Raw genomic sequence first — 22454 nt, 5'->3', positions numbered from 1 at the left:
CACTCGCTTCTTTAATCGGTAATAGTTAAGAGCAAAAAAGGAACAAGGAATTTGGCAGCAGTCTGTTGTTTTACTTTTTGTAATTACTCATGACTAACTGTCAATTCCCTATTTCCGCCTCATTAAAGTGATTCCCTGCAAGTTTTGTTTGACAAATTGTGTACGGCTAATCGCATTTGTTTTGAATATTGATAAATAGTATAAGTTTATACTAATAGCAGAGATGCAAGCAATATGACAAGTTTGGTAGGGCTGATTCAGAATCAAGGGATAAGATTGCACTAGCACCAACAAGTGAGTAATAGTCATATCAACTGAGCGATCGCCAATATCAATTTCTAAATCAATTTTTATACCTGAGATACTGTTATTTTTCAGCGTACCGCTAAACAATTTAAATGATAATAGAGAGTGTTTAGCCTGGTGTATTTGTCTCAAATACCTGCTGTGAGAAGATTATGGCTTTCTAAAGCATTTATATTTTGTTCAAATCTTTATCCTGGTTTAAGTATTACACGTATTTATGCGTAATATGCTAAAGTATTTTTTACAAAAATGATATCTAAATTATTTTGAGTTTTTTAAGTGTAAATACTTAAATATTTAAATTCTTGATTATACATAAAAACTTTAGTGAACTAGAAGGCTTTTTATCGACAGCCGAGAAAACAGTGTTTTAAGCTTGGGAAACTGTAAGTTGTTTTTTCCGAAGGAGATAAAATGCTGTCTGTAAGCAAGTCTATAAATCAATACAAATCGATTTTTATTTTAGGATTAATTACGCTGGGTTCATTTGCCGTAAGTAATCCAGCGAAAGCTGCTACATTCGAGTCTAAATCCTGGACTACAGATGCAGAGTTTATCTCAATACTGAATAAAGGGGATTTTAAAGAATTATTTGTTGCTGAAGGTCGTATTGGCAACAATAGTTTAAACACGGGGGAGCGGGAATTAAAGATTAATGGTGATGTGCAGCAAGGTGCTCCAGTTAGTATCCAAGATGACTTTGTTTGGGGAAATGGTAACTTATGGGATTTTACCTTAGAATATACAGGAAGCAAGGTTAATTATACCCTGGGCGGCAAGTTGCTAAGTAGCATGGATTTTAACGGTTCAGCAAGTGATATCTTCCTTCGCACAACTGCTACTACAAATAGCACCATGACACTAAGTAACCTCCTTTTTAATAACGAGGAAATGAAGAATTCTCAGGGACAGGTAATAAGCAATGTTTCTTCTGTAGGTACTTCCAGCAGAGACATAGATTATCTTCAGATCAGTGACATCACATCTCCGTTTACAATCACAGGCAAAGCGGCGATGAGCTGGACGGCTACACAACCAATGCGTTCTAATCTCGCTTTTCAAATTAAAGTGGGTAATTCACCAAAAAAATCAGTACCAGAACCAGGTACACTCGGCGCTGTCTTCGCGGTTGGGATTATAGGCACAGTTGCAACCAAAAGAAAAAAAGTGGCAAAAATCGGGTTAGCTTAAACTACAGCAATTAAAGTTTTGTCAAAATGACAAGACGGCTTAAGACAGAAGCGATCAGCATGACCTTTAAAAAGATAAGGACAGCTGACCGCTTTTTTGCATTATTCCATCTAAATCAGAGAAGATGGAAGTATACTGAGCATCGACATTTGAACGCCAACCACTAATCGCTGTGCAACCAGTTGACTTTACCACCCTCACAGCTGCTTGTAGCGAACTACGCGCTAACTGGCTACCCTCGCGGATAGAACAGGTTTATCAGCGCGATCGCTACACTATTGCTATGGCATTACGCACCCTCAAACAGCGGAGTTGGCTAGAGATTTCCTGGCATCCCCAAGCTGCACATATTTGCATCGGCGATCCGCCACCAAGAATACCAGATACCTTCACCTTCAGTCAGCAACTAATACACCAGTTGGGTGGTTTGGCGTTGGTGGGGATTGAAGCGATCGCCCCTTGGGAGCGTGTTGTTGATTTACAATTTGCTCGTCGTCCTGGAGAAAGTGCCCTATATCATCTGTATGCAGAAATTATGGGCAAATATAGCAACGTTATCCTCACCGACGCCAGCAATGTAATTATCACAGCTGCCCATCAAGTTAGTCAGCAACAATCCAGTGTTCGACCGATTCAAACTGGACAAACTTATGAAACACCACCTAAACTCACTGGCACAATCCCCAGTTTGAGCGAATCCCAAGAACGCTGGCAAGAACGGGTAAGTTTAGTACCAGGAGGCATCAAGCGCCAGTTGTTGAAAAGTTATAGCGGCTTGAGTGCAGCACTGTTAGAGTTAATGCTGCTCGTAGCAAATATAACACCAGAAACAACCACCGATACTCTAAACCCTGACGACTGGCAACGGCTATTTAAGCGCTGGCAAGAATGGCTGCAAACCTTGGAATCGTGTAAGTTTCAACCAGCCTGGACATTAGACGGATATACCGTAATGGGTTGGGGTGCAGTTGCAACGGCAAAAGACATCCAAGAAGTACTCAATCGTTACTATACCGATCAGATCAATCAACAGTTATTTTCTCAACTACGCCATCAGCTAAGTCAGAAATTGCACAATATTCTGGCAAAATTACGAAATAAAGCGCAGACATTTGCAGAACGATTGCAACAATCAGATCGAGCCGATGAGTATCGGCAAAAAGCTGATTTATTGATGGCTCACCTGCAAAACTGGGAACCGGGTATGAAAGAAATTACCCTCGCTGACTTTGATACTGGTAAACCAGTAGCGATCGCCCTCCAGCCAGATAAAAATGCTGTACAAAATGCCCAAAGTCTTTACAAACAGCATCAAAAGCTCAAACGCGCTCGTTCTGCGGTCGAACCGTTACTTTTAGAGGTACTGGTAGAAATTGAATATTTAGAGCAAGTAGAGGCAGCGATTAGCCAGATAGACAAGTACCAAACAGCAGAAGATTTGCAAGCTTTAGAAGAAATCCGCGAAGAGTTAATTAGTCAAAAGTATCTCGAAGACCCAGAGTACCGCAGCCGCAGCACAAATGAAGCCGCCATCAGCAACTTTTATCGTTACCGCACCCCTAACGACTTTGAAGTCTTAATCGGTCGCAACAATCGCCAAAATGACCAACTGACCTTTCGTGTGGCTGGAGATTATGACCTGTGGTTCCACGCTCAAGAAATTCCAGGGAGCCATGTGCTACTGCGTCTAGAACCGGGAACTGTCCCAGAAGAAGCTGATTTAAAATTTGTTGCTAATCTTGCCGCATACTACAGTCGCGCTCGTCAGAGTGATCAAGTACCAGTAGTTTACACTCAACCAAAGCACGTCTACAAACCCAAAGGCGCAAAACCAGGAATTGCTATTTACAAGCAGGAGCGAATTCTTTGGGGACAACCGCAGTTAATAGCCAATGGTCATTAGTCATTAGTCATTTGTCCATTTGTCATTAATTATTCTCTTCCCCTGCTCCTCTGCCCCTCTGCTCCCCCTGCTCCCTGCCCTCTGCTCCCCACATCTCCACCCTCCCATCCGCAGAATTATCCTCTAGATAGAGGCTTTTAATCTTTTTTCTTACCTTTTTTTGGTGAATTTTCATGAAAAATCTGTGTTGGCTGTTACAATATTGTTAAGAAAAGTTGCCCGTTGCATTTTGGGAACGCGCAATTGGGTTTTAACTCTATTGAGAAGACAACGCGAAAAAAATATTTTTCTGACCGGCTGTGGGAGGCTGGTCTTTTTTTTGGTGGGTAGCGTGGATACTCAAACTTGTGCTTGCACGACAAGATCCTCAACTTGCCTGATTCGCTCCCAATCAATGGCAGCAACCCACAACTTCTCCTCTTCGGAGAACTGCACTACTCCATCAACTTCCAAATCCTCGCTGTACAGCGTAAGCAATTGCCCATCCTGTAACTCAATACTCTGATTTGCCAAGTCTTCGATTGTACCAATACAGTTCAAACGTAAACGCTTTTCAGCATCAGCATTCTGAAAATCTGCAAAAACTTTAGGAGTAATCATTATATATAAATGAGCCAAACTATGACTGCTGCTTTGCTGGATTAGGCAATTTTTGAGATTTTGGCTGTTACGAAATAATGGTCTTCTACGACATACCAATAGAACCATATTTCTGGCTTAAAGGAAAGTATGAATGAATTACCCCTCATCTTGTCCACTTCAAACTCAATTTCTTCCAGAATTTAGGATGAAATCAGATGAAGAGTTAGCTCAGGAGGCGCAGCATTGTTCTGAGGCTTTTGCAGAACTTTACCGACGTAATCTCAAAGCTGTCTACAGCTACCATTTAGCGAAAGTTGGTAACATTCATGATGCACAAGACTTGACAGCCCAAACGTTTTTAGTAGCTCAAGAAGCAATCTCTAGTTTCCGAGGGCGAGGCAAATTTGCTGCTTGGCTGCTAGGAATTGCTCGTCGGAAAACAGCAGACTACTTTCGCCGCAAACGCCCAACATTGCCACTGGAAGAAGCCAGTCAGGTCGCAGATGGCACGATTTCACCAGATGAATTAGTTACTCGTCAATTGTCTTTAGAGCAAATTGCCCAAGCCCTAAGTTTACTCACTCCTGAACGAGCAGAAGCAGTTGCCTTGCAAATTTTTGCTGGGCTGAGCGCGGCTGAAGTGGGACAAGTTATGGGAAAAAGTGAAGCTGCCGTCAAAATGTTAATTTGTCGAGCTTTGAAAGACCTACGCAAGTATCTGGAAACTACGTATGAGTAAAACTATGAATTCTAGACACAATCGACCTACTAATCTTTCCCAGCAAGATGCAGATTTACTTTCACATCTAACTCATGTTGCAGAAAGTATTGAGCCAGATCCGACATTTAAGGCTCAACTAGAAATTGAACTATTACAGACTCACAAATCAACTTTAAATCAAAAGACCCGCCAAAGAGTGAATCGAATGAATTTTTCGCTTAGGCGGTTAAATCGCCGCGCCTCTCTAGTCGCTTGTGCCTCATTTGCGATCGCTGCTGTTTTCGTTATTCCAACCATGACTTCAGGGCAAATTCCTGAATGGTTTTCAGCATTACTTTACTCAACGGTTGATACAAAAGCAAACGCGCAGACTATTGCCCAATTGATCGAAACGGGAGAAATGACTATCACCTCAGATGTTCAAGAATACGATGAGAGTACAAAAGAAGTCAAAGCAATTGGCAATGCTACTTGGGCATATCCAAAAGCTCAAATTCAAGCTAGCGCTAGTGAAATTCGATATGTACCAACAGGACGGCAAGTTTTTCTATCTAGTAATGTTCAAATTTCACAGAGAGGAGAGCGTTTACAAGGCAAACAAGCAATTTGTTCACTTGAGCAAAAGCAGTGTAACTTGATTCAATAGTAAACATTATCGCTCAAAAATCATCAATCTCTCAGGAAAACGTAGAGTCTTCTGATGATGTGTTTGTGCTGCGATCGCCCTGAGAGACTTACCTCAAATATCATCTACGCGAATCTAACTTTAAACAATCTACAAATAAGTTATAAGTACTACTCTAAAAATGAAAAAAAGCAGCCAAGCTACTTATTATACTTAAAATCTCTGAATACTATTTTACAGAAAAATACTTAAGAAAATTGGTATAAAAACTTTAGAATACAATTTGCCTCAAGCCTTTTTATGAAAAAATATAAAAAAGCTATATTTATTATTAATCAGCAAGAGATTGCAAACCTAATAAGATAGCTGCAATAGTTCCTGCAACAGATATTTCACCTTGAGACACTTTATCTAAAACAGATTCTATAGGAATTAATACAACTTCAATTTCTTCTGTAATATCTAGTTGTTGTTCTCCAGTTTTTCTCACATTTTCTGCTAAAAATAAATGTATTTTATTGGTATCTTTGCTAGGCTTATCGTATAGCTCTGTAATTTTTTTCATTTCTTTAGTAGAATAACCAGTCTCTTCTGCGAGTTCTCTGATAGCTGCTGCTTCGGCGCTCTCTCTTGTTGGATCAAAACTTCCTGCTGGCAGTTCCAAGAAAAATTCACCTACGGCGTGTCTATATTGCCGAACGAAAACAATTTCTCTACTACTAGTTATAGGTAAAATCAAAGCAACATCTGGTTTAATACTGACAAAATAATCATCTATAATTTTACCATTAGGTAACTCTATTTCATCTTGCCTCACCTGACACCAACGATGATCTAAAACCATTTTTGACTTCAAAGTTTTCCATTTTTTTAAGTCGTTCATAGACTAAGTAATAAATAAAATAAGGTATAAAAAATATAATAATTGAGCAATGTAATGTAAAAAAGTATAACAGATACATCAGATAATCTATACTTTGAACTTACACTGGCTTTTGCTTTAACATAATATGCAGCACAAGTATGCAAATTAATGTAAATTTATTTACAGTCAATAAAAGATTCCCGTTAACTATTAGTCGAGGTACAACGACACAGACAACGAATATATGGGTAAAGATTTCGCAAGATGGTATCGAAGGGTGGGGAGAAGCGTCGCCATTTAGTATAGGCGATCGCAAACAATCAACTGACACAATTAAAGACGCCTTGCTGCAAGTTGCACCAATATTACAAGCATTCAGCCCCTTACAGAGACAGCAAATTGAGCAAGTGTTAACAAAACAGCAGGTTCCTTCTTCTGTCAAAGCAGCATTAGATATGGCAATGCATGACTGGCTAGGTAAGCGCGTAGGGCTACCACTGTGGCAAATTTGGGGACTTGAGCGCAATGCCATAGTGCCGACTTCAGTCACAATAGGGATTAATTCACCAGAAGGAGCTAAGGCTAGGGCGCGGGACTGGTTGCAATTTACTGATGTCCGCCTTTTCAAGGTGAAGCTAGGTAATCCAGATGGCATAGATGCAGATAAAAAAATGCTGTTGGCAGTGCGAGAAGAAGCGCCTGAACCAGAATTATTTGTTGATGCAAATGGGGGTTGGAATTTGACAGATGCTATTGAAATGTGCAATTGGCTGGCTGAATTAGGTATAAAGTATGTAGAACAGCCATTGCCACGGGGGCAAGAAACAAGTTTAGCAAAACTCAAAGAGCATTCATCCCTACCCATCTTCGTCGATGAAAGTTGCTTTACAAGTTCCGATATTCCCCATTTGGCAAACTACGTGGATGGCGTTAACATCAAACTGATGAAATCTGGGGGCTTAAGCGAGGCAATGCGGATGGTACATACAGCGCGAGCCTATGGGTTACAAGTGATGTTCGGTTGCTATTCCGACAGTGCGCTAGCAAATACGGCAGCGGCACAGCTAGCCCCACTAGCTGATTATCTAGATTTAGACAGTCATCTTAACTTAATTGATGACCCCTTTATGGGTGCATTGGTGCAAGAGGGGAGAATTTTGCCAAATGATTCACCAGGTTTGGGAGTACAACATAGTGCGTCTGCCACTTAATCAACGAGTAGCTATCTTATTGCATGAGGGAATTAGCGGAACTCACGGCAAAACAGGGCTGGCAATTTTACGCTACAGTGAAGCCCCAATCGTCGCAGTAATTGATCGTGAAACTGCTGGCAAATCCTTGCCAGAATTAACAGGTATCAAGCGTGATGTGCCGATTGTGGCATCAGTAGCCGCAGCTCTAGAATATGAGCCAGAAGTCTTGGTAATTGGCATAGCACCAGGAGGTGGTGCTGTACCAGATGATTACTGGCATGAATTTAAAGACGCTCTCAAAGCTGGGATGTCTTTAATAAATGGTTTGCACACACCAATGGCAAACATGCCAGAGTTAAATGCACTGCTCAAACCTGGACAATTAATTTGGGATGTGCGGAAAGAGCCGTCTAATTTAAGTGTTGCTAGTGGGATGGCACGCACCTTACCCTGTCGGCGAGTGTTGACTGTAGGAACCGACATGGCGATCGGTAAAATGTCAACTAGTCTAGAGCTACATTGGGCATCAAAACTTCGGGGCTGGCGTTCTAAATTCCTGGCTACAGGTCAAACTGGTGTGATGTTAGAAGGGGATGGTGTAGCTTTGGATGCAGTGCGGGTAGACTTTGCCGCTGGTGCTGTGGAACAGATAGTCATGCGCTACGGCAAAAACTACGATATTTTGCACGTTGAAGGACAAGGTTCACTGCTGCATCCTAGTTCAACAGCAACTCTACCTCTAATCCGTGGTTCGCAACCAACACAACTGGTGTTAGCACATCGGGCGGGACAAGTTCATGTGCGTAATCATCCCCACGTACTAATCCCACCTTTACCAGAAGTGATCAGGCTTTATGAAACTGTTGCTAGCGCTGGTGGTGCTTTTGGAACTGTGCCTGTAGTTGGCGTAGCGCTTAATACAGCTCATTTAGATGAATCTGCGGCTACTGATGCGATCGCTCGAACAATAGCAGAAACCGGGCTACCTTGCACCGATGTAGTCCGCTTTGATGCCAATGTGCTATTGGATGCAGTGATGAAGGATTAAATTATGGTGTTACAAAAAACTTAGCGGGAGTATGAAAGCTACGGCACTGGCTCCTCTTAACTCTTGACAATCCTCATGAGTAACAACGTTACACGTAGAGTCTAGCTTCCCGTTCCAGATATTCAATTTCTCTTTTCCACCGCTCAAGCTTGTTTTCTCGCTGTCGTAATTGCTCTGCTGTCGGGTTTCTGGAAGGCTGGGTATTTGGATTAGGCACAATTCCATTATTTGCAAGCCAGGCGCGGGAAAATATCTGCCAAAGAAATACATGATCATGCTTATCGCCACCCAGACAGCGAATGCGTTTGACTGAAAGCGTGGATTCACCAAAAAGGATTTGCTGATTTCTAGAATTTTTAGGAAACAAGCGTGTCTCGCTACCTCTTCCACGAAAGAATTCGACTACAAACCACTCGCCAAAATCAAATATACAGACCTCTGTGCGATCGCTACCATCATCCTCTAATAGATCAACATCACCTTGGATTTGATATCCTATAGCAATTTGTGATGTCTTTGGTAACAAGATGCGAAGCCGTTCAAAGCGGTTGCTGTAATTAGCCCAAAAGTCCCTACGTCTACTTAGCTGATTTGACTCGAAGTCTTGTAAATCGAGCTTGTTTAATATTATATTTACTAGCTTTTGAAAATCACCATAATTGATACCTCCAATCCACTCTCGAAGTTTTTGCCTTGCTGGATCTGAAAGTTTATACCAATTTTCACCATTTCTATAGTTATTTTGCAACCAATCAACTAGTGAGGAATGATTAGTTGCTACACTATTGGAAACATTAGTTAGTAAATGGTTAACAGCTTCTATTCGCTGACTATCTGACATTTCATCCAAACAACTTAACAGCCATTTTACCTGACTTTTATTTGCAGAAATAATTGTGGAAAAATAAGGAGTTATGTTTTCTACAAATTGGCTAAATAATGGAATCCAAACAGGTAAACTATCTCGAATTGCATTTAGCAGTTCAGTTCGATTAACACGCTGTTCACAAGCAATTTTGGCTAATTCTCTACCTGCTTGTTTATCACAAAGCGCCCGAATAATTTGAACTGGTAACAGATGACTAACTAAGTCAGAATTAGCAAAGACATCAAAAGATTCGGCTAGAGACTTTGCTAACACCTGTTCTTGCTGACCACTATAATAAAGAGCTAAACGCCACAATAGCTGATGTTGCAACCATGAGTTAGAAATTGCTACTTTCCAAATGGCTGCTGATGTTTTCCAGGATCGGTCAATATTTTGCTGATCCCACTGGGCTTTAGCATGGATGCAGTAAACCCAGTCTAACTGACTTACTTGATCAGCTTTTCCCTGTTCTATAGCTTCCAATATTTTATCAACACTTGGTATTGATATTGTTATATCTGATAAGTTACTTGCAAGGTTAATAAGTTGATTAGGACTACACTGCGGAGTTTCAGGTAGGGAAGAAATAGAAAACTGAAAATTCAAGATTGTTTTTCCTTTAAAGAGAGGTTTTTACGATATCTTTCTTTAACTCATCACTGCGAAACTGAAAACGGAAAACTACTTTGCGATCGCCTGGATGATCACGTTTCTTATCAGATTCAATTTCTCCACGACCAGCAGCTAGTATTTTCTTGCTTAAAAGTGCTTTGGTAGTGAAATTCATGCCATAAAAAATATATCGATAAACTGATGAAGACCTCAGTAAACTTAGCTCGAGATTTGTTTTGTCATCTCCCTCTGAGCTAGTGTGACCTTCTATAACTACGCGGCTAATTTCTTCAGCAAATTCTGGTTTAGAGAAAATAACACCACTGTAAACAGGAATAAAGCGGCGTAGAAAAGCTTTACCTTCTGGTTTAAGTTCTGTACTTCCTTTTGCAAAAAGAATTGATTCTTGGATACTAATATCCCCAGTTTCAGGGTTGACTTTGACATTAATATTATTGGTTTTCATCTGTCCAACAACATTACCAATTACTACCCGTTTTGGTACATCCTTTTGTGCAAGCTGGAGTAGTGCAGTGATAAATAGCAAAGCAAAAAACATTAGTAAACCAGACATCAGATCGCCAATAGATAGATAGATACTAGAGTCGTCATCATCGGCAATATCTGTATCCACAAATTCGTCGCTGATAAAATCAGCCATTGTAATTACTCCATTGGTTATTTAGTACTTATTATTTGCTGCTACCAACACTTCTGCTGTTTTAAGTAGATTTCCGCAAACTCTAGCCATAGAAGTATCTGCTTTTTGGAAAAAGCTTTCTTGTAAGTCAACAGTTCTTTGCATAGAACCTTCGAGGTGACTCTGCCAAGACTGAAGGCTATCGTGAAATTTCTGATTCAAATTTATGTATGAATTGTCTACTATTTGCACTTGCTTACCAATACCGCTAGCAAGCTTTTCTAGTTGCATTAGTCGTTGTGCATCGTTTAATCCAGCCGCACTAACTAATCTGTTAATTTGTTCAACAGATACCTGAATTTTAGTCATACTTTCGTCTACTTCTTGAGCCAATTTGCTACGTCTTTGAGATTCCTCTCGGAAGACTTTATCAAGATTGTTCACCACCTCAGATAATCCATCTCGTTGTTTGCCTAGCGTCCCCTCAAGTAAGTTGTTTTGTTGTTGAAAAAATGTCTGTAAATTTGTTTGGTATTCTTCCCTAAATCTTGTCAAATCATCTTCTACTGTTTGGCGAGTTGCTGTGAGTGTTGCATCAATATTTACTAAAGTAGCCAGAAGATTATCCTTCGCATCATTCATCAATCCAGAAGCTTGCTCACCCACTGTTTTTAGAGTATTAGTTTGCTCATGAAAGGTTCTATTTGCTTGGGTGAGAATTTGGATAATTCCAGTCTGAGTAGCTTGAAGCATCTGCTTTTCTACTGCTGCGCGTTCTTGTAGCGCTGTTTGCAGTTCCTCTCGAATTCCTCGGAAGGTAGCAGCAGCTTGCACTGCACTTTCTTCAAAAGCACTTCGCTGGGCTGTCATTCCTTGGATACTCTGATCTACAGCTCGATTAATTTCGTGGGCTGTTTGCTGTAAAACACCTTGTGTATCTGTTTGGAACTGATTTAGAGTGTCTCCCAAATTGTTAGCAAATCCCTGGAGTTCTACCAAAGTCTCTTTTTGAAAGTTCTGAATTGTCAGGATGGAACTTGCCAAACTTTGAGAGATACCACCGAGTTCCTTATGCAGTGTCAGCACTGCTGTGGAGGCTTGCTGGGTTAACTCTGCACTTTTATCTAGTCGATCTGCAATCGGTTCGAGTACCTGAATTCGCAGATCAGTGATGAGTTTTTCTAAAACTCTCTGTCCTTGATTTTCTTGGAGTTCCCGAAGTTTTTTCTGTTCTTTAAATATTGCTTCCAAGGCTGGGAAAATTTGCTGTCCTACAGCTTTACCAATAGCTTGGGCTGACAATTGATTTAAACCTGCGAATTGTTCTGCAATACTCCTACCTACAGCTTGACCAATGCTTTCTGCATTTAACTGCTTTAGTCCAGTCAAGTTTTTTGCTACAAGACTAAGTGCTTCGGCTACTTCACGGTTAATATTATCTGCCGTTTTCAAAGTTGCGATCGCCTTCAATCTCTGACGCAAACTATCACGCCGTTTCTGCCGTAGCGAATCACATCCAAACAAAACTAGAGTAAAGAAACTACCAGAACCAAGCCCCATCAAAGAAGTGGAGAAAGCTGTTTTCATCCCCACCAGTAGCTCTTTACTGGCAGACATCAGTTCTTTGGGATTATCTGTAGATAAATTGATTCCTTGGAGCCCCTGTTGTATGCCGTAAAAGGTTCCTAAAACACCAATAGCAGTACATAAGGTTGTCACGAAACGCAGGGAAGTTCGGGGTATTGGACGAGCTAAGACAGATGGATAGTTTATAAGTACGAAGTTGCGATCGCTTTGTGCTTGTTGACTAATTACGCTTACATCATCGGTTCCTAAATGCTCTTTTAACCAGGGGCGAACTTTTTCTAAAAGCTTTACATTTTTACCTTTTCTCAAATTAATCAAAAATTTGATTGAGGCTTCAGTTGTGCCACACTCTGAGTGCCAATATTGCCATAATGTGTAAAGCTCTACAATAATTGCAGATATTAACACAAAGGCAGTTGCCCAATGAAAAGGTTCGTTATCCCAAATAATGTCCCAAACTTTTGCTATTTCCACAAATTACCTTCTCTAACTTGTATTGATTAAGCCTTTTTAAATTGCTCTAATTCTTGAGGCGATAAAACATCTTGTGCTACCCGTATAGGAAGATGTTCTGCATACTGTCTGTTGTTTATAATTTCTCGGAGACATAAGCTGTAAGCTGGTTCACCTTCTGATTGTTTATCCTCAATTAAATAAACCTGTTCTGGTGCATAGCTTCGTAATAAACGCACTTGTAAACAGGTTTTTAAATCCCGCGAAGAAATAGATAAGGCTGAATCTTGTCCAAATAATTCACAAGCCACTTTCCAAGCGTGGTTAACTGCCACAATTTCCTTAACTAATTTCTCCACAGAAGGGTATAACAGTTCAACAGTTTCATCAATCAATGCTTTTATCCTAATTGCCTGAGCTTCAGTAGGTTTATTGTTCCCAAAGATGGAAACTTATTTCACTTTTTTACTAAAGCAGAATCTTAAATGTTGATACAAAACTTTATATTTTTATTTCAAATAATTTTTTCGATGCAGTGATGAAGGATTAGGCTAAATATTGCTTAACAAGAAATAGCAGGGAAATAAAAGCTTAATAAATTAATAAACTCGCTGTGAACAGTGGGTTTATTTCCATACTTTTTTAAGAAACTAATCTAGTGGGCATACTGGTAGATCAAGATAGCGAGTCAGCCATAATGCTTCTTGATTTTTTCGTTCTACGTAAGCAATTACCGTGAACTCTCCCCAAATATTCAGCCACAGTTCAAACTGATTTTGATGCGACTCAGTAGCAATCATTTGTTTTTTAAAAGAGTCATGCAAGCGATAAGTTGCCTTTATGGCTACTATCAGCTTTTTTTTGTCAAGTCTTATTGACTATTTGTAACAAAATTGTTAAATTTATTTACATAACTAAACAAAAAAGAGAAAAAACTATGTACACTACAGTAAATGAAGACGGCATTCTGAATAACTACGCAACTGAACCCCAGGTTTACTGCGCTGAGTACCCAGCAATTTGGGAACAACGTAAATACGTTTTACAAGGTGTTTTTGCGACTTTAATTGTCACTACTTTAGTTTTGGTTGGTTTTAGCGTTAGCTAAGATTTTTCGATTTCGGTATCACTGTATCTCATCGTCATTCGTACTTCTCCCCTTACCTCGGCTAGTGTCGCCGGGGTTTTTTGTGTTTTATTCTTATGCGTTGGCTGTGCCTGCCTTAAGCATCGCATTTTAAACGGCGAGTAGTATAACGTTGCGTCGTCAAACAAGTGCAGTTCAGTTTTCAGGATCTACAAATACTGCGATCGCCCATAAAATAAAGACAAATCAATAAAAGGGGGTGTTGATGGCAACCCAACTTAGTGAAGCTAAATCTGCAACAGAACTGGTAATATCTTGGGAAGCATTGCCCGCAGATTTTCACCTAGAGGATGAACCAGTGGAAAATACAGGTCAGCCACTATTGGCTGGTGCTTTGCGCGAAAGCCTTGAGATAAGTGGTTTCATCCAACCGCAGATGTTGATAGCCTCGAATTTTGGACTTTGTGCGACGATAAACGGACAATTTGTAGCGAAAGCACCCGACTGGGTTTATGTGCCATTGGTAAATCAAGTTTTAGGAGAACGCAAAAGTTATACACCCAATTTAGAGGGTGATATTCCAGCAGTGGTGATGGAATTTCTATCTGACACTGAGGGTGGAGAATACTCTTTCAAGCGAACCTATCCACCAGGGAAATGGTTTTTTTACGAGCAGATTCTTCAAGTCCCAATTTACGTGATTTTTGACCCAAATGGCGGTTTGTTAGAATTTTACCAACTCGAAAACAGGCGCTATGAGTTAAAGCAACCTGATGAAAATGGTCGTCATTGGATTGATTCAATAGGCTTATTCTTGGGAACTTGGCAAGGAACAAAAGAAGCCCGTACTGGTTACTGGTTGCGCTGGTGGGATGAGGCAGGTAATTTGTTACTTTGGGCAGTGGAACAAATTGAACAAGAACGCCAACGTGCCGAACAGGAACGCCAGCAAAAAGAACGGCTAATTGCCTATTTACAATCTCAAGGTATTGATCCAAATAATCTGCCATAGTACATATAGACAAAATTTATAAGTATTTGGGTTACTCAGTAGCCGTTTCAAGGTAAGCAAACATCCCAAAAAATTTACCGAATTTTAGGCTTTTCACCTTCGTGCCTTGGTAGTTAATAAGTTACTTTTTTAACCACCGAGGCACTAAGACACCAAGAAAAATAGTTGCACCTTCAAAAGGCTTGCGATCGCTTTATAAGTATTTTGAGAATTCCTCATAAGATTTAAAAAAAGAGCTTTTTGCAAAGGTAAACCCCAGTATGAAACGAACCTGGAAGTCTCTACTGCTAGCCTTGAACTGGGTACTATTATCAGTTGGGACATCAATGTTGATTATCCTGACGCAACCGATAGCACCGGTTCCCGCACAAGAACCTGCTGCGTCTAGCACTATTGATCCAAATTCGCCCAGTTCAGAAGCGACTAAAGTCCAAAAGTTACAGAATGCGCTGCAACCATCAACGCTAGAAACCCCGGAAGCCAGCGAACCGAAAAAGCCAGATTCGGCACAGGAACCTGCACCCACTCCTGAAGAAATCGCCCGTCAGCAACAACTGATAGAAGCAGACAAGCTTTATTTGGCGGGACAAATCCCAGAAGCGGAAAAACTGTATCGCCAGGTAAAAGAACCTTTTACAAAAACAAGTATACCTGAAGGACGCAAAGCAGCGATCGCTGACCCAACGCAACTATCTCCAGGTGGTAAAGTATACTGGCGAGAAGCAGAGGCGGGGATAGCAAGTAAACTTCAAACAAGAACTTTAGTACCTCTGCAACTGTTAGTAGAAAAGAATCCAGAATTTATTCTTGGTCATATTCGATATGCTGAAGTATTGAAGCAATACGATCGCCCCCAAGCAGCATTAGATGTATTAGAACGTGCAACTTCTCTTTATCCTGATCAACCAGAATTGATCAAAGCTAGAGTTACAGCACTCGCTGGGGAAAAAAAATGGATGGAAGCTTCTTTAGCGGCGCGTCAATTTGCGATTCTCAACCCCCAAAACCCGCAAGCATCTGAGTTTACAAAGCTAGCCCAAGAAAATCTCAAACGCTACAAATCTCATATCAGAGAAGAAATTAGAGGTAATGTTTTAGGTAATATTATTACAGGTGCATTAGGTTACGCCCTCACTGGCAGTCTTCTAGGGCCATTTTCTGCCCTTGACTCCACCATCATGTTGCTACAAGGTGAAGAAGCCATAGGTGAATCGGTGGCGAAGCAGGCGAAAAAACAGCTCGATGTGATTAAAGATGAAAATGTTTTGGCATACGTCAATGAAATCGGGCAGAAATTGGCGAAAGTGGCTGGACGTGATGAGTTTAAATACGAGTTTTTTGTAATTCCAGAGGAAAACCTCAACGCCTTTGCATTACCTGGAGGTAAAATTTTTCTAAATGCAGGTGCGATCGCCAAAACTAACTCAGAAGCAGAAATAGCTGGGTTAATCGGTCATGAATTATCCCATGTAGTCTTATCCCACGGTTTTCAATTAGTCACCCAAGGCAACCTAATTGCTAACGTTACCCAGTACATACCTCTGGGTGGTACTATTGGTCAACTTTTTGCACTCAGTTACAGCCGCGACATGGAACGTCAAGCAGATACCCTAGGCACACGCCTGATTGTTGCTACTGGCTACGCTGCTGATGGCTTGCGTAACTTGATGGTTACACTAGACAAACAACAAAAAAATGCTCCTCCCAGTTGGTTATCTTCGCATCCAGGCGGTAACGAGCGAGTTAGTGATATAGAAAATTTGATTTCTCGTAGTAAATACAATCGCTACGCTTATGAAGGAGTCGGGCGTCATGCAGAAATTAAAGCACGGGTGAAACAGCTACTCAAAGAGAAAAAAGAGCGAGAAGAAAAAAAATCACGTTCTTAATGAATCAAAACACAAAACTATTCGTCACTTAAACTATCAATTCCCTACCTACTTCCACTGGAGGATGATTCATGTCATCACAACTGGTTAAGTTTATTTCTCTAAGCTGTCTTGGCTTATCCTTAAGTCTGGGCAATTCCGCAGCACTTGCCCAATATGATTCTTCTACCTCCGATGGTGTAGTAGTACCAACAATCCCATCAGGCGGCACATCAACACCAATAAACAGACCAATACCAATAGACACATCAACTACAAGTACAACTAGTTCACCCTCTGCTGACGGTGTGACTCGTTTTGGCTGTCAGTATTACAATGGACAGTACACAGTCATGTATCAGCCACAAAGTCAACCAGGACAGTACTTTCCTTGGGCAGCTCCAGCGGCTTTGGGTGGTGGTTGGAATTCACAACTTCGCTGTCAAACCATTGCTAATCGCTTAGAATCCTATCGCCAAGATGGCTTACAAGAACTCCAAACAGGCGTACAAAATAGAGAAAATATTGTTTGCGTGACAACCGAGGCTGACCCCAGTTGTAGAATTGTGCTGACTGTACCGCGTGGCAAAGACCCTTATGTGGTACGCAATAGCGTTTTCCAAAACCTGACTACTGCTGACAGCGGACAGCAAACCACAGCTGTTAATACTTATGGCGATCGCAATCAGGGAGGAGCAAACGAATTATACAACTTAGGTCGTACACTTTTAGGTGGTGGCAATAATCGAGTTACTTCATCTAGAAGTGGGATTAATCTGAAACCCTACCTCGATCCTAAAGATGGCGGTACAGCCAAAAACCTACGTAATGGCGTAGCACGTCGTCAACCTCAACGCTCTCAAACTCCCACTCGGCTAAATCCTGGAAACTTCCGTTAAAAGGCTCAAGGGGAGCCAGCGCCGTGGTGTTAGCGCTAGCGATAGCGCAGCGTCCGTAGAGAAAGCCGTAGTGGCTCCACAATTCCACTCGGTTTTTCGCTTTCCCCTTTCCCCCTTCCCTTTCTTTTATTTAGATGGATTAATGCATTCAAGATGATCACAACCAAAATGTTGAGTCATCATTGCATATAGCTGTTCACCAGCTTGACCATCAAGGTTCAACTCTAGCTTGAGCTGATCATACGTCTGTCCTTGCGCTATCCGAGTCGCCATTTGTTGAAACTGTACCCAGGTTAAATCACTGTCAACAAAAGCTTTACCAAGGATAATCACCAGTTCTTCATAATCGTTGTCTTCCAGTTTTGTCATCATCCTGTGTTCTATGTGAAGCGAATCATCAAAGCAGTAGTACCAGGATTTTGTTTGCTGTTTGAGTCCGCTTCTAAAAAAATCCTGTTGTTTAGAGCGGTTAACAACATGATCAGCTTCGCTACATACCATTAATACAGGAGCAGAAACACGAGTTTGAGCCTGTTCTAAAACATTTTCTCCTAATTTCAAAAATATTCGTAATGCTGGAATCTTAAAACCTTTATAGCCAAAATTACCGGATGCGTCTTTGTTAAACCATTCAAAGTAAATCGGCAAGATTTTGATCAGCCAATCAAATAATGAATAACGAGTACCCAAAAAAGGCGTGAACAATAAGGCGCGATCAATCTGCTGGGGATACTCTAAAGCTAACCAGGCTGCTAAAGTTCCACCCGTTGATAATCCACCGACTACGACTTGTTGACCTAGCGTTTTTGCAATCTCTAGCCACTTCAGCACAAATTGTTGATAAGTCTGAATGTCTGTTGGAAGTGGTGGAGGATTTTGGCGCTTCCAGTTACCTGCGCGTCCATGACCGGGTTGTAAAGGAACAATAACGTTGTATCCTCTGTTGAAGAAGGCTTTGCCAAGCGGCTCAAACTGGTAGGGGCCTGCTGTGAAACCATGCAAGAAGAGGCAAACCTTTGGGGTTGAGTGAGGATGAAGAAAGAATTTTGAACCACAGGCTTTATTCTTAAGCGGAAGTTCGGATTCTGATTGATGAACTTGCTTGAGGAATTCTACTGTTTGCTGAAAGTCAATTGTTGTTTCGTTAATTGTCATAAGCTGTCGCGTATACAATTTGTATATTTATAATTCGCCAATTAGGAATTAGGATCACGCAGAGGCGCGGAGGCATAGAGAATAAGAGTTGAAGATAAGTAGTTATGTGTAAATAAATTAAAGTTTATAGTAAGGACTTTAGTCCTGGTAATTATTGTTTTGAGTACGAACTACGATTTTACTTTATGTTTAATTATACCTACTTATCTCTCTAACTCCCCGGTAGACAAGGGTTTTATCTCTCACGTAGATTTGTTCATAAATCTGATACCCTGGGAGTTTTATTGTTACTGTCACCATGCTTGCTTAGACTACTGCGTTGATTCATGTTTTAGATACTTATAATTAGGGTTCCCCAGAGAGTGTCTTGCATAACAACGAGAATATAAGTTATTAGCTCTCAATTATCTGTTGTTTTAACCTTTCGCTAGCAGTTTCTTAATGTTACTGGGATAGTTTGAGGGGGCTGAATAGGAATTGATACCAATTAGGAATGTAGCTGTATTCTCCTACATTCCTGAGTTTGCCATGCTGATATTGCGATCGCAGAGGCATTAGTCTCAAATGCGAGGTATATCTTTGCATCTATTATTTGCAAACTAATACTAATTCAGCAACGTATTAACGAATACTTTAATTCTTCCTTCTGGGGATAACTTGATTCTCAGAGTATTGAGGAGACGTTATTTATGACTTTGACGCAAAAGGATTGATATTGTGATCATTAACGAAATTGACTCGGATACTCCTAGCACTGATGTAGCTGAGTTTGTCGAGCTTTATGATGGTGGCGCAGGCAATACAGACCTCAGCGGACTAGTAGTTGTTTTCTACAACGGTAGCAACGATCTATCTTATGCCGCCTTTGACTTGGATGGCTACAGCACTGATGCTAATGGATACTTTGTGCTTGGGAATGCAGGTATACCGGGTGTAGATTTAATCTTCCCTGGCAATACTCTGCAAAATGGGGCGGATGCAGTTGCACTCTACACAGCTAATGCTAGTGATTTCCCAAATAATACACCAATTACTACAACTAATTTAATAGATGCGATCGCCTACGACACAAATGACGCCGATGACCCCGGTTTGCTTGCCCTACTCAATCCGTCTCAGCCTCAAGTAGATGAAAACGGTGGTGCAAACGGCAGCGCTAATGATTCACTCCAACGGGTTCCAAATGGTGCAGGGGGTGCGCGCAACACTAGCAGCTACCAAGCACTAACTCCAACACCAGGCAAAGCTAATGCTGTTCTTCCTGCTGGTGTCACCATCACCGAATCTGGTGGCAGTACTAACATCACTGAAGGTGGTGCAACAGATACCTACACAATAGTACTGAATAGTCAACCAACAGCAAACGTTACTATTGCCATTACCCCGGATTCTCAAAGCACAACCAGTGCAACTACACTTACCTTTACTGCTGCTAACTGGGATGTAGCGCAAACGGTAACAGTCAGTGCAGTCGATGATCCGGTAACAGAAGGTACACACTCCAGCACTATCAGCCATACAGCAAACAGCAGCGATGCTAACTATAATAATGTTGCGATCGCTTCTGTAACCGCAACAATTGCTGACAATGATGTAGCTGTTTCAATTACTAAGATTCACGAGATTCAGGGTAGTGGTGCAACCTTTAACCCCGCCTTTGGTGGTAATCGGACAATTGAGGGGGTTGTCGTTGCTGCTTTTAGTGGTTCTTCTCAACTGAACGGCTTCTATGTACAGGAAGAGAATACAGATGCCGATAGTGACTCCACAACCTCAGAAGCTATTTTTGTTTTTGATCCAACAGGCCTATTCTCTGGTAATGTTGGCGATCAAGTCCGGGTAAGTGGAACGGTTGGCGAATTCACCACTAGCAGTGGTGGTGTCAACAGCAGCCTGACGCAACTTTCTAGTGTTACAAGTGTCGTCAACCTGGGCGCTAGCACTCTGCCTACCGTTACTAATATCAAGTTGCCTGTAACTAGCGTGACAGACTTAGAGCGCTACGAAGGTATGCTGGTCAACGTCAGTGCGGCAACTGGAAACCTGACTGTAACCGAGCATTTCCAGCTTGGTCGATTTGGGCAAGTCGTCCTTTCGGCAACTGATGCCAGCAACCAACCCGGTACTGATGGCAGACTTGACCAGTACACCCAATTCAACGCGCCAAGTGTTAGCGGGTATTCTGCCTATTTAAATGAGATTGCTCAGCGTCGGATTATCTTAGATGACGGTAGAGGGACTCAAAACCCCGACCCAATCATTCATGCGCGTGGTGGGATTCCCCTGAGTGCTGACAATACACTGCGTGGTGGTGACACTATCTCTAGCATCAATGGTGTTTTAGACCACCGTTTTGAAGGGTATCGCGTTCAAACCTCCATCGGTCAGAACTTTACACCTGCTAATCCTCGCCCGACAACACCGCCAAATGTAGGGGGTACGCTCCAGGTTGCTAGCTTCAACGTTCTTAACTACTTCAATGGTAACGGTACAGGTGGTGGCTTCCCCACTCCCAGAGGAGCTGATACCCTAACAGAGTTTAATCGTCAGCGTGACAAGATTATTCAAGCCGTCATTGGTTCCGGGGCAGATGTCCTAGGATTGATCGAAATAGAGAACGATGGCTACGGCGCTAACAGTGCCATTGCGGATCTTGTTAACGGATTGAATGCAGTTTCGGGTGCTGGGACTTATGCCTTCATCAATCCCGGCACAAGTTTGGGAACTGACCAAATTACAGTGGGAATCATCTACAAACCTGGTCAAGTTACCCCAGTAGGTGCGGCGGCAACAATGCCCGATGGATATGGTCAAGGTGCGTTTGATTTAACTGGACGGAAACCTCTAGCACAGACCTTTCGGCAGAACTCAAATCGGGAAAATTTTACACTAGTTGTCAATCACTTCAAGTCTAAGGGTTCGAGTTCCGGGGGTGTTGGTGATGCCGACGCTGGCGATGGCCAAGGTTTGTCTAATGGTACGCGTACTCGTGCTGCTCAAGACCTAGCCACATGGTTAGCAACTAAACCTACAGGTACTAATGACCCTGACTATCTAGTTGTTGGTGATCTCAACGCTTATGCCAAGGAAGATCCAATTACTACTTTGGCAAGTGCAGGATATAACAACCAATTTTCTTATGACACCTACTCTTATGTCTTTGATGGGCAGTGGGGTACTCTTGACTATGCCCTAGCTAATGGCAGTTTAGGAGCACAAGTTACTGGCGGTGCTAAGTGGCACATCAATGCTGATGAACCCAACGTTCTTGACTACAACACTGAGTTCAAGTCAGCAGGACAGCAGGACAGCTTATACAATGATGATGCCTTCCGTTCCTCTGACCATGATCCGGTGCTGGTGGGACTGAACTTGTTTAGTGTGGATAAAGTCATCACCCCACCACCTGCGCGCAAAGTTGTAATCGGTACAAAGGGCGATGATGTGATTGTCGGTAGTCCTGGGATAAAAGCGATCGCAGGCGGTCAAGGCAACGATCAATTTGTCTACAACAGCATCAAGGATACAGATAATTACATCATCGACTTTAAAGTGGGTAGCGACAAAATCGTTTTGACTAAGCTACTCGATAGCCTTGTTTCTGGTGGTTATAACGGCAGTGATGCGATCGCTGATGGTTATGTGCGTGTGGTACAAGGAAGGACAGCGAAAAATACAGTTCTCCAAATTGACCGCGATGGTTTACTTGGTTCGGCTGCTTATCAACCCTTCTTGTATATAGACAACGTTACCCCAGCGGCGATGAATAACTTCTACAACTTCGTGTTTTAGATTGTGTCCACAACTGTGATGCAATCGCGGTTGTGGATGCATTGCAT

Annotated in this window: 20 protein-coding genes; 11 read left to right on the top strand and 9 right to left on the bottom strand. The window is 41.7% G+C overall.

Annotation, left to right across the window (positions count from 1 at the left end; all coding sequences use genetic code 11):
* Window positions 1-108 precede the first annotated feature (108 nt).
* A complete protein-coding gene (locus FNW02_RS07700; RefSeq protein WP_225225506.1) occupies window positions 109-438 on the bottom strand; it encodes a hypothetical protein in 330 nt (109 codons plus the stop codon).
* 282 nt (window positions 439-720) lie between these two features.
* Between FNW02_RS07700 and FNW02_RS07695 the strand changes: the two genes are divergently transcribed.
* Window positions 721-1497, top strand: a complete 777-nt coding sequence (locus tag FNW02_RS07695) for a choice-of-anchor W domain-containing protein (RefSeq protein ID WP_191756960.1) — start codon at window positions 721-723, stop codon at window positions 1495-1497.
* A 172-nt stretch (window positions 1498-1669) separates the two neighbouring features.
* On the top strand, window positions 1670-3400 hold the full coding sequence (locus FNW02_RS07690) for an NFACT RNA binding domain-containing protein (RefSeq protein ID WP_191756959.1): 1731 nt from the start codon (window positions 1670-1672) through the stop codon (window positions 3398-3400).
* A 339-nt stretch (window positions 3401-3739) separates the two neighbouring features.
* On the opposite strand, the gene FNW02_RS07685 is transcribed toward FNW02_RS07690, so the two are convergent.
* A complete protein-coding gene (locus FNW02_RS07685) occupies window positions 3740-4108 on the bottom strand; it encodes a hypothetical protein (protein ID WP_225225505.1) in 369 nt (122 codons plus the stop codon).
* A 25-nt stretch (window positions 4109-4133) separates the two neighbouring features.
* Between FNW02_RS07685 and FNW02_RS07680 the strand changes: the two genes are divergently transcribed.
* Both FNW02_RS07680 and FNW02_RS07675 read left to right on the top strand, forming a co-directional pair.
* The gene (locus FNW02_RS07680) at window positions 4134-4721 is read left to right on the top strand and encodes an RNA polymerase sigma factor (RefSeq protein ID WP_191756958.1); all 588 of its coding nucleotides are present in this window, start codon (window positions 4134-4136) and stop codon (window positions 4719-4721) included.
* Window positions 4722-4725: 4 nt separating this feature from the next.
* The gene (locus FNW02_RS07675; protein WP_191756957.1) at window positions 4726-5349 is read left to right on the top strand and encodes a hypothetical protein; all 624 of its coding nucleotides are present in this window, start codon (window positions 4726-4728) and stop codon (window positions 5347-5349) included.
* A gap of 310 nt (window positions 5350-5659) precedes the next feature.
* Here the strand turns inward: FNW02_RS07675 and FNW02_RS07670 are convergent, their stop codons facing one another.
* On the bottom strand, window positions 5660-6211 hold the full coding sequence (locus FNW02_RS07670) for an NUDIX hydrolase (RefSeq protein WP_191756956.1): 552 nt from the start codon (window positions 6209-6211) through the stop codon (window positions 5660-5662).
* Window positions 6212-6351: 140 nt separating this feature from the next.
* On the opposite strand from FNW02_RS07670, the gene FNW02_RS07665 reads away from it, so the two are divergent.
* The gene (locus FNW02_RS07665; RefSeq protein ID WP_191756955.1) at window positions 6352-7404 is read left to right on the top strand and encodes a dipeptide epimerase; all 1053 of its coding nucleotides are present in this window, start codon (window positions 6352-6354) and stop codon (window positions 7402-7404) included.
* Entirely contained in the window at window positions 7388-8434 is a 1047-nt protein-coding gene (locus tag FNW02_RS07660) for a DUF1611 domain-containing protein (RefSeq protein WP_191757100.1), read from the top strand. Before FNW02_RS07665 ends, FNW02_RS07660 begins: the two co-directional genes overlap by 17 nt.
* A gap of 88 nt (window positions 8435-8522) precedes the next feature.
* Here FNW02_RS07660 and FNW02_RS07655 read toward each other — a convergent pair whose 3' ends face one another.
* From FNW02_RS07655 to FNW02_RS07635, 5 genes are all read right to left on the bottom strand, one after another.
* Complete coding sequence (locus tag FNW02_RS07655; RefSeq protein WP_191756954.1) at window positions 8523-9908, bottom strand: EH signature domain-containing protein; 1386 nt, start codon at window positions 9906-9908, stop codon at window positions 8523-8525.
* Window positions 9909-9921: 13 nt separating this feature from the next.
* The gene (locus FNW02_RS07650; RefSeq protein ID WP_191756953.1) at window positions 9922-10575 is read right to left on the bottom strand and encodes an OmpA family protein; all 654 of its coding nucleotides are present in this window, start codon (window positions 10573-10575) and stop codon (window positions 9922-9924) included.
* A gap of 21 nt (window positions 10576-10596) precedes the next feature.
* Window positions 10597-12615, bottom strand: coding sequence for a coiled-coil domain-containing protein (locus tag FNW02_RS07645; protein WP_191756952.1), 2019 nt, complete (start codon window positions 12613-12615; stop codon window positions 10597-10599).
* A 26-nt stretch (window positions 12616-12641) separates the two neighbouring features.
* The gene (locus FNW02_RS07640; protein WP_191756951.1) at window positions 12642-12989 is read right to left on the bottom strand and encodes a hypothetical protein; all 348 of its coding nucleotides are present in this window, start codon (window positions 12987-12989) and stop codon (window positions 12642-12644) included.
* 255 nt (window positions 12990-13244) lie between these two features.
* Entirely contained in the window at window positions 13245-13436 is a 192-nt protein-coding gene (locus tag FNW02_RS07635; protein ID WP_348535379.1) for a pYEATS domain-containing protein, read from the bottom strand.
* A gap of 95 nt (window positions 13437-13531) precedes the next feature.
* Here FNW02_RS07635 and psb34 point away from each other — a divergent pair, with 95 nt between their 5' ends.
* From psb34 to FNW02_RS07615, 4 genes are all read left to right on the top strand, one after another.
* On the top strand, window positions 13532-13702 hold the full coding sequence (psb34, locus tag FNW02_RS07630) for a photosystem II assembly protein Psb34 (RefSeq protein ID WP_191756949.1): 171 nt from the start codon (window positions 13532-13534) through the stop codon (window positions 13700-13702).
* A gap of 244 nt (window positions 13703-13946) precedes the next feature.
* Entirely contained in the window at window positions 13947-14693 is a 747-nt protein-coding gene (locus FNW02_RS07625) for a Uma2 family endonuclease (protein ID WP_191756948.1), read from the top strand.
* A gap of 260 nt (window positions 14694-14953) precedes the next feature.
* The gene (locus FNW02_RS07620; protein WP_191756947.1) at window positions 14954-16582 is read left to right on the top strand and encodes a M48 family metallopeptidase; all 1629 of its coding nucleotides are present in this window, start codon (window positions 14954-14956) and stop codon (window positions 16580-16582) included.
* 71 nt (window positions 16583-16653) lie between these two features.
* Window positions 16654-17460 (top strand): COP23 domain-containing protein, encoded by an 807-nt coding sequence (locus FNW02_RS07615; protein WP_191756946.1) that lies wholly within the window; start codon window positions 16654-16656, stop codon window positions 17458-17460.
* Window positions 17461-17586: 126 nt separating this feature from the next.
* On the opposite strand, the gene FNW02_RS07610 is transcribed toward FNW02_RS07615, so the two are convergent.
* Window positions 17587-18615 carry an alpha/beta hydrolase gene (locus FNW02_RS07610; RefSeq protein WP_191756945.1) on the bottom strand — a complete coding sequence of 343 codons (1029 nt, stop codon included), beginning with the start codon at window positions 18613-18615 and terminating at the stop codon, window positions 17587-17589.
* Window positions 18616-19332: 717 nt separating this feature from the next.
* Between FNW02_RS07610 and FNW02_RS07605 the strand changes: the two genes are divergently transcribed.
* Window positions 19333-22407 carry an ExeM/NucH family extracellular endonuclease gene (locus FNW02_RS07605; protein WP_348535374.1) on the top strand — a complete coding sequence of 1025 codons (3075 nt, stop codon included), beginning with the start codon at window positions 19333-19335 and terminating at the stop codon, window positions 22405-22407.
* Window positions 22408-22454: the final 47 nt, after the last annotated feature.

The organism is Komarekiella delphini-convector SJRDD-AB1 (genome assembly GCF_014831675.1).
Lineage (GTDB): Bacteria > Cyanobacteriota > Cyanobacteriia > Cyanobacteriales > Nostocaceae > Komarekiella.
The sequence above is the reverse complement of the archived record's forward strand: the minus strand, read 5'-3'. Positions and strand labels throughout refer to the sequence as shown.

Excerpts from the sequence above, each read along its gene's own strand:
- FNW02_RS07625 (WP_191756948.1), top strand. The coding sequence starts at position 13,947 with ATGGCAACCCAACTTAGTGAAGCTAAATCTGCAACAGAACTGGTAATA.
- FNW02_RS07685 (WP_225225505.1), bottom strand. The coding sequence starts at position 4,108 with ATGGTTCTATTGGTATGTCGTAGAAGACCATTATTTCGTAACAGCCAA.
- FNW02_RS07610 (WP_191756945.1), bottom strand. The coding sequence starts at position 18,615 with ATGACAATTAACGAAACAACAATTGACTTTCAGCAAACAGTAGAATTC.
- FNW02_RS07615 (WP_191756946.1), top strand. The coding sequence starts at position 16,654 with ATGTCATCACAACTGGTTAAGTTTATTTCTCTAAGCTGTCTTGGCTTA.
- psb34 (WP_191756949.1), top strand. The coding sequence starts at position 13,532 with ATGTACACTACAGTAAATGAAGACGGCATTCTGAATAACTACGCAACT.
- FNW02_RS07665 (WP_191756955.1), top strand. The coding sequence starts at position 6,352 with ATGCAAATTAATGTAAATTTATTTACAGTCAATAAAAGATTCCCGTTA.
- FNW02_RS07695 (WP_191756960.1), top strand. The coding sequence starts at position 721 with ATGCTGTCTGTAAGCAAGTCTATAAATCAATACAAATCGATTTTTATT.
- FNW02_RS07670 (WP_191756956.1), bottom strand. The coding sequence starts at position 6,211 with ATGAACGACTTAAAAAAATGGAAAACTTTGAAGTCAAAAATGGTTTTA.
- FNW02_RS07680 (WP_191756958.1), top strand. The coding sequence starts at position 4,134 with ATGAATTACCCCTCATCTTGTCCACTTCAAACTCAATTTCTTCCAGAA.
- FNW02_RS07650 (WP_191756953.1), bottom strand. The coding sequence starts at position 10,575 with ATGGCTGATTTTATCAGCGACGAATTTGTGGATACAGATATTGCCGAT.
- FNW02_RS07675 (WP_191756957.1), top strand. The coding sequence starts at position 4,726 with ATGAATTCTAGACACAATCGACCTACTAATCTTTCCCAGCAAGATGCA.
- FNW02_RS07620 (WP_191756947.1), top strand. The coding sequence starts at position 14,954 with ATGAAACGAACCTGGAAGTCTCTACTGCTAGCCTTGAACTGGGTACTA.